15 protein-coding genes are annotated in these 13,947 nt (G+C 67.1%); 12 read left to right on the top strand and 3 right to left on the bottom strand.

Translation table 11 applies throughout. The features are described 5' to 3' along the window. Positions 1-54 precede the first annotated feature (54 nt). The 3 genes from ctaD to ACZYZF_RS22175 are packed head-to-tail and all read left to right on the top strand — an operon-like array spanning position 55 to position 3,411. Entirely contained in the window at positions 55-1,782 is a 1,728-nt protein-coding gene (ctaD, locus tag ACZYZF_RS22165) for an aa3-type cytochrome oxidase subunit I (RefSeq protein WP_463744284.1), read from the top strand. Positions 1,783-1,824: 42 nt separating this feature from the next. Further along, a complete protein-coding gene (serB, locus tag ACZYZF_RS22170) occupies positions 1,825-3,066 on the top strand; it encodes a phosphoserine phosphatase SerB (RefSeq protein ID WP_463744283.1) in 1,242 nt (413 codons plus the stop codon). Positions 3,067-3,102: 36 nt separating this feature from the next. Further along, positions 3,103-3,411 carry a hypothetical protein gene (locus ACZYZF_RS22175; protein WP_463744282.1) on the top strand — a complete coding sequence of 103 codons (309 nt, stop codon included), beginning with the start codon at positions 3,103-3,105 and terminating at the stop codon, positions 3,409-3,411. 13 nt (positions 3,412-3,424) lie between these two features. Here the strand turns inward: ACZYZF_RS22175 and yczR are convergent, their stop codons facing one another. Then, positions 3,425-4,864, bottom strand: coding sequence for a MocR-like transcription factor YczR (gene yczR / locus ACZYZF_RS22180; protein WP_463836834.1), 1,440 nt, complete (start codon positions 4,862-4,864; stop codon positions 3,425-3,427). 64 nt (positions 4,865-4,928) lie between these two features. On the opposite strand from yczR, the gene ACZYZF_RS22185 reads away from it, so the two are divergent. From ACZYZF_RS22185 to ACZYZF_RS22220, 8 genes are all read left to right on the top strand, one after another. Next, positions 4,929-5,075 (top strand): hypothetical protein, encoded by a 147-nt coding sequence (locus ACZYZF_RS22185; protein WP_463744280.1) that lies wholly within the window; start codon positions 4,929-4,931, stop codon positions 5,073-5,075. After that, positions 5,072-5,788, top strand: a complete 717-nt coding sequence (yczE, locus tag ACZYZF_RS22190) for a membrane protein YczE (protein ID WP_463744279.1) — start codon at positions 5,072-5,074, stop codon at positions 5,786-5,788. Before ACZYZF_RS22185 ends, yczE begins: the two co-directional genes overlap by 4 nt. Next, on the top strand, positions 5,719-6,588 hold the full coding sequence (locus ACZYZF_RS22195; RefSeq protein ID WP_463744278.1) for an ABC transporter ATP-binding protein: 870 nt from the start codon (positions 5,719-5,721) through the stop codon (positions 6,586-6,588). The genes yczE and ACZYZF_RS22195 overlap by 70 nt, the downstream gene beginning before the upstream one ends. Further along, positions 6,585-7,466 (top strand): NUDIX hydrolase, encoded by an 882-nt coding sequence (locus ACZYZF_RS22200; protein WP_463836835.1) that lies wholly within the window; start codon positions 6,585-6,587, stop codon positions 7,464-7,466. Before ACZYZF_RS22195 ends, ACZYZF_RS22200 begins: the two co-directional genes overlap by 4 nt. Further along, positions 7,463-8,134, top strand: a complete 672-nt coding sequence (locus tag ACZYZF_RS22205; RefSeq protein ID WP_463836836.1) for an enoyl-CoA hydratase — start codon at positions 7,463-7,465, stop codon at positions 8,132-8,134. Before ACZYZF_RS22200 ends, ACZYZF_RS22205 begins: the two co-directional genes overlap by 4 nt. 79 nt (positions 8,135-8,213) lie before the next feature. Beyond that, positions 8,214-9,170: a class I SAM-dependent methyltransferase gene (locus ACZYZF_RS22210; RefSeq protein ID WP_463836879.1), complete on the top strand. Its 957-nt coding sequence runs from the start codon at positions 8,214-8,216 to the stop codon at positions 9,168-9,170. Continuing rightward, the gene (locus ACZYZF_RS22215; RefSeq protein WP_463836880.1) at positions 9,128-10,342 is read left to right on the top strand and encodes a THUMP-like domain-containing protein; all 1,215 of its coding nucleotides are present in this window, start codon (positions 9,128-9,130) and stop codon (positions 10,340-10,342) included. Before ACZYZF_RS22210 ends, ACZYZF_RS22215 begins: the two co-directional genes overlap by 43 nt. A 74-nt stretch (positions 10,343-10,416) precedes the next feature. Next, positions 10,417-11,106, top strand: coding sequence for an esterase (locus ACZYZF_RS22220; protein ID WP_463744275.1), 690 nt, complete (start codon positions 10,417-10,419; stop codon positions 11,104-11,106). A 23-nt stretch (positions 11,107-11,129) separates the two neighbouring features. Here the strand turns inward: ACZYZF_RS22220 and ACZYZF_RS22225 are convergent, their stop codons facing one another. Then, the gene (locus ACZYZF_RS22225) at positions 11,130-12,413 is read right to left on the bottom strand and encodes an outer membrane protein assembly factor BamB family protein (RefSeq protein ID WP_463836837.1); all 1,284 of its coding nucleotides are present in this window, start codon (positions 12,411-12,413) and stop codon (positions 11,130-11,132) included. A gap of 122 nt (positions 12,414-12,535) precedes the next feature. Between ACZYZF_RS22225 and ACZYZF_RS22230 the strand changes: the two genes are divergently transcribed. Then, on the top strand, positions 12,536-13,279 hold the full coding sequence (locus ACZYZF_RS22230; RefSeq protein ID WP_463744273.1) for an acyltransferase: 744 nt from the start codon (positions 12,536-12,538) through the stop codon (positions 13,277-13,279). A gap of 6 nt (positions 13,280-13,285) precedes the next feature. Here the strand turns inward: ACZYZF_RS22230 and ACZYZF_RS22235 are convergent, their stop codons facing one another. Continuing rightward, a complete protein-coding gene (locus ACZYZF_RS22235) occupies positions 13,286-13,891 on the bottom strand; it encodes a hypothetical protein (protein ID WP_463836838.1) in 606 nt (201 codons plus the stop codon). Between the last annotated feature and the right edge of the window lie 56 nt (positions 13,892-13,947).

Genomic DNA, 13,947 nt, shown 5'->3' on the forward strand with positions numbered 1-13,947 from the left:
CGTTAGGATTCAGGTCGATATGCGGGATTTCCCGACGAATCTTTGGAGGATCTCTTGGTAGCCGAAGCGCCCCCAATCGGAGAACTCGAGGCACGTCGTCCTTTTCCGGAACGGATGGGCCCCAAGGGCAACCTGATCTACAAGCTCATCACGACGACCGATCACAAGCTGATCGGCATCATGTACTGCGTCGCCTGCTTCGCGTTCTTCGCGATCGGCGGGCTGATGGCGCTGTTCATGCGTACCGAACTGGCGATGCCTGGCCTGCAGTTCCTGTCCAATGAGCAGTTCAACCAGCTGTTCACCATGCACGGCACAGTGATGCTGCTGTTCTACGCCACCCCGATCGTGTTCGGGTTCGCCAACCTGGTGCTTCCGCTGCAGATCGGCGCGCCCGACGTGGCGTTCCCGCGGCTGAACGCCCTGTCGTTCTGGCTGTTCCTGTTCGGCGCGCTGATCGCCATGGGCGGCTTCATCACCCCCGGTGGTGCCGCGGACTTCGGTTGGACGGCCTACTCGCCGCTGACCGACGCCATCCACTCGCCGGGTGCCGGTGGCGACCTCTGGATCCTGGGTCTGGCCGTCGGTGGTCTGGGCACCATCCTCGGTGGCGTCAACATGGTCACGACCGTGGTCTGCATGCGTGCCCCGGGTATGACGATGTTCCGCATGCCGGTGTTCACCTGGAACATCCTGGTGACCTCGATCCTCGTGCTGATCGCCTTCCCGATCCTGACCGCCGCGCTGTTCGGCCTGGCTGCCGACCGCCACCTGGGTGCTCACATCTACGACCCAGCCAACGGCGGTGTCCTGTTGTGGCAGCACCTGTTCTGGTTCTTCGGGCATCCCGAGGTGTACATCATCGCGCTGCCGTTCTTCGGCATCGTCTCCGAGATCTTCCCGGTGTTCAGCCGCAAGCCCATCTTCGGTTACACCACCCTGATCTACGCCACCATCAGCATCGCGGCCCTGTCGGTCGCCGTGTGGGCGCACCACATGTACGCCACCGGCGCCGTCCTGCTGCCGTTCTTCTCCTTCATGACGTTCCTGATCGCCGTCCCGACCGGCATCAAGTTCTTCAACTGGATCGGCACGATGTGGAAGGGCCAGCTGACATTCGAGACGCCGATGCTGTTCTCGGTCGGCTTCCTGATCACCTTCCTGCTCGGTGGCCTGTCCGGCGTGCTGCTGGCCAGCCCGCCGATCGACTTCCACGTCACCGACAGCTACTTCGTCATCGCGCACTTCCACTACGTGCTCTTCGGCACCATCGTGTTCGCCACCTACGCGGGCATCTACTTCTGGTTCCCGAAGATGACCGGACGCCTGCTGGACGAACGCCTGGGCAAGCTGCACTTCTGGCTGACTTTCATCGGCTTCCACACCACCTTCCTGGTGCAGCACTGGGTCGGTGACGAGGGCATGCCGCGTCGCTACGCCGATTACCTGCCGTCCGACGGCTTCACCACCCTGAACGTCGTTTCCACCATCGGCGCCTTCATCCTGGGCATCTCGACGCTGCCGTTCGTGTGGAACGTGTTCAAGAGCTGGCGTTACGGCGAGCCGGTGATGGTCGACGACCCGTGGGGTTACGGCAACTCGCTGGAGTGGGCTACCTCCTGCCCGCCGCCGCGGCACAACTTCACCGAGCTGCCCCGGATCCGTTCGGAGCGCCCGGCGTTCGAGCTGCACTACCCGCACATGGTCGAGCGGATGCGCGCCGAGGCCCACGTGGGCCGTGCACATCACCCAGAGCTCGAGTCTGCGGACAGCTCCAGCTGACGGGTGGCAGCATCCGGGGGTGAGCACGTCGAAGGTGATTCGATGAACGGTGCTCCACGAGAGCGCTCGTCGGTTCTGATCACCGTCACCGGAGTCGATCAGCCCGGTGTCACGTCGGCACTGTTCGAGGTGCTCGCCCGCCATCAAGTGGAACTGCGCAACGTCGAACAGGTCGTGGTCCGCGGCCGGCTCACCCTGGGTGTGCTGGTCGCGGCACCGATCGAAACGGTTGCCGACGCGCTGCGCAGTGACGTCGAGACAGCGATCCACCGCCTCGGCCTGGACGTGACCGTCGAGCGCAGCGGCGACATGCCCGTCATGCGCGAGCCGTCGACCCACACGATCGTGGTGCTGGGCCGTCCGATCACGGCCGAGGCATTCAGCGTGGTGGCCCGTGCGGTGGCGGGCTTGGGAGTCAACATCGACACGATCCGCGGTGTGTCCGACTACCCGGTGACCGGCCTGGAACTGCGCGTATCGGTACCTGCGGGTGCCGCTTACAGCCAATTGCAGTCGGCGCTCGCCCAGGTGGCCGTCGACGAAGGCGTCGACATCGCGCTCGAGGATTACAGCCTGTCCCGTCGCGCCAAACGTCTCATCGTCTTCGACGTCGATTCCACCCTGATCCAGGGTGAGGTCATCGAGATGCTGGCGGCCCGGGCCGGCATGGAGGCACAGGTGGCCGCCGTCACCGAAGCAGCGATGCGCGGCGAACTGGATTTCGCCGAATCCCTGCACCGCCGGGTGGCGACCCTGGCGGGCCTGCCTGCCTCGGTGCTCGACGATGTCGCCGAACAGGTCGAGCTGACACCGGGCGCCCGAACCACCATCCGGACGTTGCGACGGCTCGGCTTCCACTGCGGTGTGGTGTCAGGCGGTTTCCGCCAGGTCATCGAACCGCTCGCCCACGAACTCATGCTGGACTACGTGGCCGCCAACGAACTGGAGGTCGTCGACGGCAAGCTGACCGGGCGGGTCATCGGTCAGGTGATCGACCGGCCCGGTAAAGCCAAGGCGCTGCGCGATTTCGCCCAGCAGGTCGGCGTGCCGATGGAGCAGACCGTGGCCGTCGGCGACGGGGCCAACGACATCGACATGCTGGCAGCCGCCGGGCTCGGCGTCGCGTTCAACGCGAAACCCGCGTTGCGTGAGGTCGCCGATGCGTCGCTGAGCCATCCCTACCTGGACACCGTGCTGTTCATCCTCGGCGTCACCCGCGGCGAGATCGAGGCCGCCGACGCCCAGGACGGCGTGTTGCGCCGCGTCGAGATCCCCGAGGACTGACAGCGCGCCAGGTCGCCCCTGACGTAGGGTAGGGGCATGGCGAACTTGAAGCACACGGTCGTGGTTGGCGTGTTCGCCGTTGCGGCAGTTCTGGGACAGCTGGCAGTCGCGGCCCCGGCCGAGGCCAAGCGATGCCCGTCGGGAACGGTGCAGACAAAGTTCGAGGGCGTGTGCGTGGCCGGTTCGTCCGGCGGCGGAATGGGCGCGGTGGCACCGCCGGTGATGGCGCCCACTGCCGGCGGAACCAACATCACGAACAAGCCGGGCCAGTTGCCGACCGTGAACGGAATTCCGTGCACCATCGAGCATTACAGCACCTGCTACGCGATGTCGCAGCAGCCGTAGCTCCGGCGAGGGCCTAGACCACCAGCGTCTGAGGTTGCGCGCTGAGCGTGCCGGTGATGCTGTGCCAAGCCCGCACCAACAGTTGCACCGCCTCTTCCAGTTCCGGTTCCGGCAGCGCATAAGGCAGCCGGATGAACCGCTCCAGCGTCCCGTCCACCCCGAATCGCGGTCCGGCGGGCACATCCAGACCCAGCCGCATCGCGGCGGCCGACAACGCGGTGCTCATGGGCGCGGGCAGCTTCACCCACAACGACATTCCGCCGCGGCCGTGGCCCGGCTGCCAGTCCGGCAGCTCGCGGGCCAGCAAGGCCACCAGAAACTCCCGACGGGCGCGGATGATCTCGCGCCGCTCCGGCAGCACCTCCGCACGCATCGCGAGCAGTTTCGCCGCGGCGAGCTGTTCGAGGATCGGGGTACCGAGGTCCACCGAAGGCCGGATCGCCGCGATGGTGGCCAGCGTGCTGCGCTCGGCGCGGATCCAGCCGACCCGCAGGCCGCCCCAGAACGATTTCGACATCGAGCCGATCGTCAGGACCAGATCGTTGCGGGCCACCGAGGCGGCCAGCGGTTCGGGCGGCGCCTCGTCGATCCACATGTCGGCGATGGATTCGTCGACGATGGTGCGGGTTCGCGTGTCGGAGATGATCTGTCCCAACCGCTTTCGCTCGGCGGCGGGCATGGTGAACCCGGTCGGGTTGTGACTGTCGGGAACCAGGTAGGCCAGGCTCGGCGCGAGTTGTCGCAGCGCGGCCTGCACGGCGTCGAGCTCCCAGCCGTCGTCGGTGAGCGCGACCGGGACCGCTCGTGCGCCGGCAGTCGAGATCGCCGACAGCGCCCCGTGGTACGTGGGTTGCTCGACGAGGACCCGGTCGCCGGGCTGGGTGTGGCTGACGAGGATCAGTCCGATGGCGTGCTGGGCGCCGCTGGTCACCATGATCTGGTCCGGATCAGTGGGTAGGCCTCTGCTGCAATATCTTTCGGCGATGGCTGCACGCAGCGGGCCGACGCCCATCAGTTCGTGGCCCGGCTCGCGCAGATAGGGCGCGATATCGCGGGCGGCTTCGGCGAAGGCTTCCAGCACGGCGGTACCGGGTGCGGACAGCGCCGCGGCGGCCAGGCTGACCGTCGGCGTGGTGGCGTCGGGCTCGATGTGGCCTGCGGCGGGCAGGGCGGTGATGCTGCGGGCGCCGCGGCGGGCGTGCAGGTAACCGTCGTCGCGCAGTTGGGCGAAGGCCGCGGTGACCGTGGTGCGTGACACCCGCAGCGACTCGGCCAGCGCGCGTTCGCTGGGAATGCGTGACCCGACCGGAACCCGGCCGTCCACAATCAGCAGGCGGATGGCATCGGCCAGGCCCAGGTAGGCGGGGCCACTTTGGCTGGAGGTACGCCAGTTGCCCAGTTCGCGCGCCAACAGGTCCACATCGAGGGCTCTGGTGGCCATATCCGTCGACATAATGAGGCCAGTATGAGCCAACTGGATATTGAAGAGCAAGCCACATTCTCGTGATCATGGATGCATGGCACGGAACTGGATTTCCCGACTGGCGGAGAATCTCCGCCGTGTGTACGACGCCGGCAACTACGCCGATGACCGTGATGCCGACGCTCGCCGGGTGCGCAGCGAGCTCGACGCGATCCGCGTCCGATTCCCCGACCACGCATGAGGTCCGCATTCCAACGCGGCACGCTGCTCCTGGTCGGCCTGTGCGGCTACGGCGTGTCGATGGCGATGATGGTGCGCGCCGGGCTCGGACTCGATCCATGGGACGTCTTCCATCAGGGCCTCACCCGGCACACGCCGCTGTCACTCGGGATGGCCTCGGCCGTCGTCGGCGTCGTCGTCCTCCTGGCCTGGATCCCGCTGCGCAACCGGCCCGGCATCGGGACCGTCGCCAACGTCATCGTCATCGCCGTCACGGTGGACGCAGCACTCGCGGTCCTGCCGGCACCGTCGGCGTTGCCGGTGCGCATCGCAATGTTGATCGGTGCCGTGGTGCTCAACGCCATCAGCACCGTGCTCTACATCGGCGCCGGCCTGGGCCCGGGCCCTCGTGACGGCCTGATGACCGGACTCGTGGCCCGGACCGGGCTGTCGGTCCGCCTGGTGCGCACCGGGATTGAGGCGACGGTGCTGGCGGTGGGCTGGCTACTGGGCGGCACCGTCGGCATCGGCACCGTTGTCTACGCCGTCGGGATCGGCCCGCTGGTGCAGCTGTTCCTGCGGCTGACCCCACGATCCGTGTTGTTCCATGATTTCAGCGGCGGGCGTGCCCGAGCGGATCAGGATTCGATCACTACGATGGGCGAGTGGCCTCAGGGGAACGCACCGACTCGACAATCAGCGATGACGGAGACGGAACCGACCCCGACCTGTTGATCGACTTCGCGCGCGTGACCCTGCGCCGGGGCGGCAACACCCTGGTCGGACCCATCACCTGGAGCGTCGAGCTCGATGAGCGCTGGGTGGTGATCGGCCCCAACGGAGCAGGCAAGACCTCGCTGCTGCGGATCGCGGCGGCCACCGAATACCCCTCGTCGGGTACCGCCTACGTGCTCGGTGAGCGGCTGGGCCGCGCCGACATGTCCGAGCTGCGGGCCCGCGTCGGACTCAGCAGTTCGGCGTTGTCGCAGCGGATTCCCGATGACGAGGTGGTGCGCGATCTCGTGGTGTCGGCCGGCTATGCCGTGCTGGGCCGCTGGCGCGAGGTCTACGAGGACGTCGACTATGCCCAGGCCGTCGACATGTTGGAGAGCGTGGGCGCCGAACACCTCGCCGAACGCACCTACGGGACGCTCTCGGAAGGCGAACGCAAACGGGTCCTGATCGCCCGCTCGCTGATGACCGACCCCGAACTCCTGCTGCTCGACGAGCCCGCAGCCGGTCTCGACCTCGGCGGCCGCGAAGAGCTGGTGGCGCGGTTGACGGACCTGGCAGCCGACCCCGATGCGCCGGCCATGGTGCTGGTCACCCATCATGTCGAGGAGATTCCGGTCGGATTCAGCCACGCGCTGATCCTGTCAGAAGGGCACGCGGTTGCGTCGGGTCTACTGACCGAGGTGTTGACTGCTGACAACCTGTCCAAGGCGTTCGGTCAGTCGATCGCGCTGGATGTCATCGACGGGCGCTACTTCGCCCGCCGAACCAGGAGCCGTGCGGCTCATAGGAGGCGTGAATGACGAGTAGTGACGATCCACTGGTGCCGCGGCCCGCGGCCACGGTGATGCTCGTTCGGGACGCCGCCGAGGCGATCGAAGTCTTCATGATGCGCAGGCACGCGGCGATGGAGTTCGTCGCCGGGGTGATGGTGTTCCCTGGCGGCGGAGTCGACGACCGTGACCGCAACGCCGACATCGCCTGGTTCGGTCCCGAACCGGACTGGTGGGCCCAGCGCCTCGGGGTGGACACCGGGCTGGCCGAGGCGCTGGTGTGCGCCGCGGCCCGGGAGACCTTCGAGGAGTCCGGCGTTCTGTTCGCCGGTCCCGCCAGCGGAAAAGGCGATCCGGGCATCGTGTCCGACGCGTCCGTCTACGGCGAAGCACGCGCCGCCCTGGCCAACCACTCGTTGTCGTTCGCGGACTTCCTGCGCGACGAGAAGCTCGTGCTGCGTGCCGACCTGCTGCGGCCGTGGGACAACTGGATCACCCCCAAAGAGGAACGCACCCGTCGCTACGACACCTTCTTCTTCGTGGGCGCGCTGCCCGAGGGGCAGCGGGCCGACGGTGAGAACACCGAAACCGACCGTGCGTTCTGGAGCACCCCGCAGGCCGGCCTCGACGACTTCGAACGGGGCAATTCGTTCCTGCTCCCGCCGACCTGGACCCAGCTCAATTCACTCAGCGGCCGCTCGGTCGCCGACGTGCTGGCGACCGAGCGCAAGATCGTCGCCACCGAGCCCAACCTCTCCCTGGGTGAAGGGAGCTGGCAGATCGAGTTCTTCGACAGTGGCCGGTACAACGCGGCCAGGAACCACCGGGCGCCGCTGGGCCGGGGTGCGGCGACCGGGGAATCGGTTTCGGCGGGCAGGAGCGAAGCGACCGGGGAATCGGACCAGTGAGCGAGTTCGTCAGCGTGATCACCGGGGTCACGCCGGAACTGGACGGCGTCGGCACTCTGATGCTGTCGCGGCCACCGACCAACGCGCTGACCCGGCAGATGTACCGCGAGATCGTCTCGGCCGCCCATGAGCTGGGTGAACGCACCGACATCTCCGTGGTGATCCTGTTCGGTGGACACGAGATCTTCTGCGCGGGCGACGACGTACCCGAGCTGCGCACGCTGAACACCGCCGAGGCCGCGGCGGCCGACACGGCGCTGCGCCAGTGCGTCGAAGCGGTGGCAGCCATCCCCAAACCCACCGTCGCCGCCATCACCGGCTACGCACTGGGCAGCGGGATGACCCTGGCGATGGCCGCCGATTGGCGGGTGAGCGGCGACAACGTCAAGTTCGGCGCGACCGAGATCCTGGCCGGCCTGGCCCCTCGGGCCGGTGGTGGTGCGCGGCTGGCCCAGACCATCGGACCCAGTAAGGCCAAGGAACTGGTGTTCAGCGGACGGTTCGTCGGCGCCGAGGAGGCCCTGGAGCTCGGCCTGATCGACCAGATGGTGGCACCCGACCACGTCTACGACGAGGCGCTGGCCTGGGCACGGCGATTCGTCGATCATCCGGTGGACGTGTTGGCCGCGGCGAAGGCTGCCGTCGACGGAGTGGTGGACCGGCCCTGACTCCGACCTGACCCGGGCCGTTAGGCTGCCCTGCATGACTGACATCAAGGATTCCGGCACCGACGCAGATCTTGCCGGCATGCCGACTCCTAATCCGCACGCCACGGCCGAGCAGGTCGAAGCCGCGATGCACGACAGCAAGCTTGCGCAGGTGCTCTACCACGACTGGGAAGCCGAAACCTACGACGAGAAGTGGTCGATCTCCTACGACCAGCGGTGTATCGACTATGCCCGCGGCCGGTTCGACGCGATCGTGCCCGAGACACAGCAGCGTGAGCTGCCCTACGACCGGGCCCTCGAGCTGGGCTGCGGTACCGGTTTCTTCCTGCTCAACCTGGTCCAGTCCGGGGTGGCGCGGCGCGGTTCGGTCACCGACCTGTCCCCGGGCATGGTCAAGGTGGCGACCCGGAACGGTCAGTCACTCGGCCTGGACATCGACGGACGGGTCGCCGACGCCGAGGGCATCCCGTACGAGGACAACACTTTCGACCTGGTGGTCGGGCACGCGGTGCTGCATCACATTCCAGACGTCGAACTCTCGCTGCGCGAGGTGGTCCGGGTGCTCAAGCCGGGGGGCCGTTTCGTCTTCGCCGGCGAGCCCACCACGGTCGGCAACAAGTACGCGCGTGAGCTGTCCACCTTCACCTGGCACGCCACCACCAACCTGACCAAGCTGCCCTGGCTGAGCGAATGGCGTCGGCCCCAGGCCGAACTCGACGAGTCCTCCCGCGCCGCGGCGCTGGAAGCGGTCGTCGACCTGCACACCTTCGACCCGGCCGATCTGGAGCGCATGGCCTCCAATGCCGGTGCCGTCGAAGTTCGCACCGCCAGCGAGGAATTCACCGCGGCGATGCTCGGCTGGCCGGTGCGCACCTTCGAAGCGGCGGTGCCCCCGGGGCGCCTGGGCTGGGGCTGGGCCAAGTTCGCGTTCAACAGCTGGACCACGCTGAGCTGGGTCGACGCCAACGTGTGGCGCCGCGTGGTGCCCAAGGGCTGGTTCTACAACGTGATGGTCACCGGGGTCAAGCCGTCCTAGATTTCGGTTTGGCCCACGTCTCGTATCTGCGCTCCGATGCGGGACGGCAGGCACTGACTCAGGTCGCCGGGATGTCGCTGGCCGGAGCGTCGTTGGTCAGCGATATCGCCTCTGTCCGAGCGCAATTCGGTGACCGCGCGGCGGTGCTTGTGGAGACCGTACAACTGCGCAGACGTGCGCAGGGCAAGTTCAGCGACCCGGACCGGTGGCTGTTCACCGACGACGCGCTGCAACAGGCGACAGCCGCGCCGGTGGCTGCGCACCGGGCCCGCAGGCTGGCCGGGGCCCGGGTTCACGACGCCACCTGTTCGATCGGCACTGAGCTTGTGGCACTGCGTGATTGCGCTGCTCAGCTGGTCGGCAGCGACCTCGATCCGGTGCGGTTGGCGATGGCAGCCAACAATCTTGATGACGGCGGCACCGCTGTTCCACTGTGCCGGGCCGACGCACTGGCGCCGATAACCCGCAACACGGTGGTGATCATCGACCCGGCTCGCCGGTCCGGTGGACGGCGACGCTTCGACCCGCGGGCCTACACCCCGGCGCTCGACGCGGTCCTGGACGTCTACGGTGGCCGGGACCTGGTGGTGAAGTGTGCCCCGGGAATCGATTTCGACGAGCTCACCAAAATGGGGTTCACCGGCGAGATCGAGGTGACCTCGGTGGGCGGCAGCGTGCGGGAGGCATGCCTGTGGTCACCCGGCCTGACCGAATCCGGCGTGCGACGGCGGGCCAGCATGCTCCAAACCTCCGAACAGATCACGGACGCCGAACCCGACGACTGTCCCGTCGCCGAGGCAGGCCGCTGGATTGTCGACCCCGACGGCGCGGTAGTGCGCGCCGGGCTGGTGCGCCACTACGCGGCCCGGCACGGCCTGTGGCAGCTCGACCCCGACATCGCCTACCTGTCCGGTGACGAGTTGCCCGCCGGGATGCGCGGTTTCGAGGTCCTGGAACAGCTGCAATTTCAGGAACGTCGGCTCAGGTCCGCGCTGGCGGCGCGGTCGGTAGGAGCGCTGGAAATCCTGATCCGTGGCGTGGACATCGACCCCGATGCGCTGCGGACGCGGATGCGGCTGCGCGGTAGCGAGCGCCTGGCGGTGGTTATCGCCCGGCTCGGCTCTGGAGCGGCCAGTCGGGCAACGGCATTCATTTGTCGCCCGTCTCGATAACTGACACGTACCCTGAACGAAACACGCCGGTGGATCCACCGGTGTGAGTTGATCGCCTGCGAGGACGACTGACGATGCGAATTTCCCCTGTGACAGCCCTGCTGGCGGCCGGTGCGCTGCTCGGCTGGCTCGGCATGCCCGTGGCGGCTGCACAGTCGGCCTGTGCCGACCTCGGCGGCACCGTCGACGGCGGTCAGATCTGTCAGGTGCACACCGCCAATGCCACCTACACACTGGATTACACGTTCCCGGTCGACTATCCCGATCAGCAGGCCGTCGCCGGGTACCTGATCCAGACCCGTGACGGCTTCGTCAACGTCTCGGGCATGCCCGGCTCACGCGACCAGCCCTACGTCCTGGATGCCAAGGGCACGGCCTACAACTCCGGGACACCACCGCACACCCAGAGTCTGGTGTTCGAGGTGTATCAGAACGTCGGCGGTGCCCACCCACAGACCTGGTACAAGACGTTCAACTACAACGTGGCCACCCGGGCGCCGATCACCTTCGACACCCTGTTCAAGCCGGGAACCAGGCCGCTGGACGTGGTCTTCCCGATTGTGCAGCGCGAATTACAGAAGCAGTCGGGCATCGAACAGGCCATCACGCCGGCCGTCGGCCTGGACCCCACGCACTATCAGAATTTCGCGATCACCGACGACTCGGTGATCTTCTTCTTCGGCCAGGGTGAACTGTTGCCCGAGGCCGCCGGAGCCAGCCAGGCCAACGTCCCGCGGTCCGCCGTGGCGGCGCTGCTGGCCTGAGCGCCGATCAGTCTGAGCGCCGATCAGGCCGGCGCGAACCCGTACACCTGGCCGTCACTGGTGGCGGTGACGATCCGGTGGTCATTCCCGATCGAAACCCCGACCGGCCAGCCGGTGGCCTCAGGTACGGGATAGCTGTTGAGGGTGTGCCCGTCGCCGCTGTCGAAGACCAACAGCGTCTGGCCGTGCCCGCCCTCGCGGGCAACCGTGTAACCCACACCGTCAGCGCGGCTCGACGTGGTCAGCGGTACGACGTCGTCACGGGTCCAGGCCACCTCGCCGTGGTCGCCGGCGTCGCGCACCGCGGTCAGCTTGGCCTCCGGCCCACCACCGGCCACGATCAGCCCGTCCGGTGACACCGACGGCGGGGTCTGGGCCAGATAGTCCAGCGGCACCGACCATTTCGGCGAGCCGTCGGCGGAGTTGAGCGCCCACAGTTTCTGATCGCGGCCATTGACATACACCGTCGAACCGTCGGCCGACAGCACCGGGCTGGCCAGCGGCCCGCGGTCCACCGCGGTGCTCGTCCATTCCTGCGTCAGCGGCGTCTTCCCGCCGGGGTGATAACGCAGTCCCATCAGCACGGGCGCGTCGGTGCCGGGCTGCCACACACTCAGCACCACGAGCCCCGCCTGATGCGAGAACGCCGGTGCGGCCGCCACCGGGCACCGTGACCGGGCCGGCTGGCAGTCGCCGAGACCGCGCTGGGAATCGGTCGGGTCCACGCCGGAGACCAGATCCAGCGGCGTGCCCTCGACCGTGCCGCGATGCGCGTTGAACACGAGCACCTGACCCAGATGGGTGGCCACCAGCAGCTGACCGTCATCGAGAAGCCTGGGCGTGGTCGGCATGCCGATCACCGGCTGACGCCAGCGGATCCACTGTGTCGGCGGGAAGGACAAGATGGTGCCGGGCTGGCCGACATAGACATTGTCGAACCCGTCGAACAGGGGACTGGACCAGCCGCCGCCCAGGACCAATCGCGTACACCAGCGCTGGCGGGCGTTGTTGTCGGCCTCCCACACCATCAACGAACAACCTCCAGCGGTCTGCGCGTTGACGGCCAGACGATTGTTCGTGCTCAGCGCCACCTGGGCCGCCAGTTCACCCTTGACCGACCGGCTCCATTCCAGCCGGAGAGCCTCGGGACCACGGGACCGGATGAAACTGCTGTTGGCAGCGTCTCCGTATTGCGCTGACCAACCCTGTGCGGCGTGTGCGTCCACCCATGAATCGGTGTTCTCACAACCGGCGAGCAGGCCCGTGAACAGCACCGTGACCGCCAGTACAAGGTATCGCCGGAACACGATGTCCTTTCGTCGCCGAATACGCAGGGCGCTCGTAATTGTGACCCTGGTGAGGGTAACGCGGCCGCGTTGCGGCGCAGGACCCGGAAGCCGTCGAAAGTGCTCGCGTAGGCTGTCCGGCCATGACGACGATGTGGGGTGCCCCGATCCACAAGCGGTGGCGGGGCTCGCGGCTGCGTGATCCGCGCCAGGCGGATTTCCTGACGAAGGCCTCGCTCCGATGGGTGATCGACAATCGCGCGTACACCCCGTGGTATCTGGTGCGGTACTGGCGGCTGCTGAAGTTCAAGCTGGCCAACCCGCACATCATCACCCGCGGCATGGTGTTCCTGGGCAAGGGCGTGGAGATCCAGTGCACCCCGGAACTGGCGCAGATGGAGATCGGCCGCTGGGTGCACATCGGTGACAAGAACACCATCCGCTGCCACGAGGGCTCGCTGCGCATCGGCGACAAGGTGGTGCTCGGCCGCGACAACGTGATCAACACCTACCTCGACATCGAGCTCGGCGACTCCGCGCTGATGGCCGATTGGTGCTACGTGTGCGACTTCGACCACAAGATGGACAACATCGACATGCCCATCAAGGACCAGGGGATCGTCAAGGGCCCGGTGCGGATCGGTCCGGACACCTGGGTCGCCGCGAAGGTCACCATCCTGCGCAACACCTCCGTCGGCCGTGGCTGTGTGCTGGGCGCACATGCCGTGGTCAAAGGGGAGATCCCCGATTTCTCGATCGCCGTGGGGGCGCCGGCCAAGGTGGTCAAGAACCGCAAGCTGGATTGGGAGACGTCGGCCGCCGAGCGCGCCGAACTCGCCGCGGCCCTGGCCGATATCGAGCGCAAGAAGGCCGCCAACAGCCACTGAGGGCGCTTACGCCCCGTTGCACACCCCGGAGTCGCGGATCACGTTCCCGTAGACGTTGGCGGTGGCGATGTTGGCGTTGATCACTCCGGACGGCTGTTGCTGCTGGATCTTGTCGCTGATCTGGGTCAGCTGATACCACAGGTGATAGATCGAATCACCGTTGTACAGCGGTGAATACTCGCTCTGGTCCGGGTAATTGGTGATGTAGAGGGTGTGGGCGCGGGGATCCAGGAACGCCGCCGACTGATCGACGTTGGCCTTCACGGCATCGCCCGCGGCCTGCACGCCGGGCGCAGACCAATAGTCGTGACGCTCGCCCAGGAAATTCTGGAAGCCCACGATCTGAGTCATCAGCGTGCCGTACTGGGCGTTGAACCACTGGCAGGACTCCCGCTGCGCGTCGATCTGTTCGGGAGTGACGCGCACCTGCCACAGGTTGTAGGGGAACACCGTGTAGTTCGGCGACCAGTCCGAAGGGTGGGGCACGAACGCGGGCAAGCTCGGCGTGGCGCCGCCCGGTTCAGCGGTGGCCGGTGCGGCGAGGCCGAGTGAGACGGTTGCGCCGACGAGCGCAGCGCAAGTCTTGCGTAGATGTCTGCGGGTCCAGGTCACGGCTCGATTGTGCTTGGTGGACACCGCAGCCGACAGGCGTTCGGCAATTCTTGAAC

This window comes from Mycobacterium sp. IDUB_24 (genome assembly GCF_055419385.1).

Coding starts and splice junctions, on each gene's coding strand:
- serB (WP_463744283.1), top strand. CDS start 1,825: ATGAACGGTGCTCCACGAGAGCGCTCGTCGGTTCTGATCACCGTCACC.
- ACZYZF_RS22175 (WP_463744282.1), top strand. CDS start 3,103: ATGGCGAACTTGAAGCACACGGTCGTGGTTGGCGTGTTCGCCGTTGCG.
- yczR (WP_463836834.1), bottom strand. CDS start 4,864: ATGTCGACGGATATGGCCACCAGAGCCCTCGATGTGGACCTGTTGGCG.
- ACZYZF_RS22185 (WP_463744280.1), top strand. CDS start 4,929: ATGGCACGGAACTGGATTTCCCGACTGGCGGAGAATCTCCGCCGTGTG.
- yczE (WP_463744279.1), top strand. CDS start 5,072: ATGAGGTCCGCATTCCAACGCGGCACGCTGCTCCTGGTCGGCCTGTGC.
- ACZYZF_RS22200 (WP_463836835.1), top strand. CDS start 6,585: ATGACGAGTAGTGACGATCCACTGGTGCCGCGGCCCGCGGCCACGGTG.
- ACZYZF_RS22210 (WP_463836879.1), top strand. CDS start 8,214: ATGCCGACTCCTAATCCGCACGCCACGGCCGAGCAGGTCGAAGCCGCG.
- ACZYZF_RS22220 (WP_463744275.1), top strand. CDS start 10,417: ATGCGAATTTCCCCTGTGACAGCCCTGCTGGCGGCCGGTGCGCTGCTC.
- ACZYZF_RS22230 (WP_463744273.1), top strand. CDS start 12,536: ATGACGACGATGTGGGGTGCCCCGATCCACAAGCGGTGGCGGGGCTCG.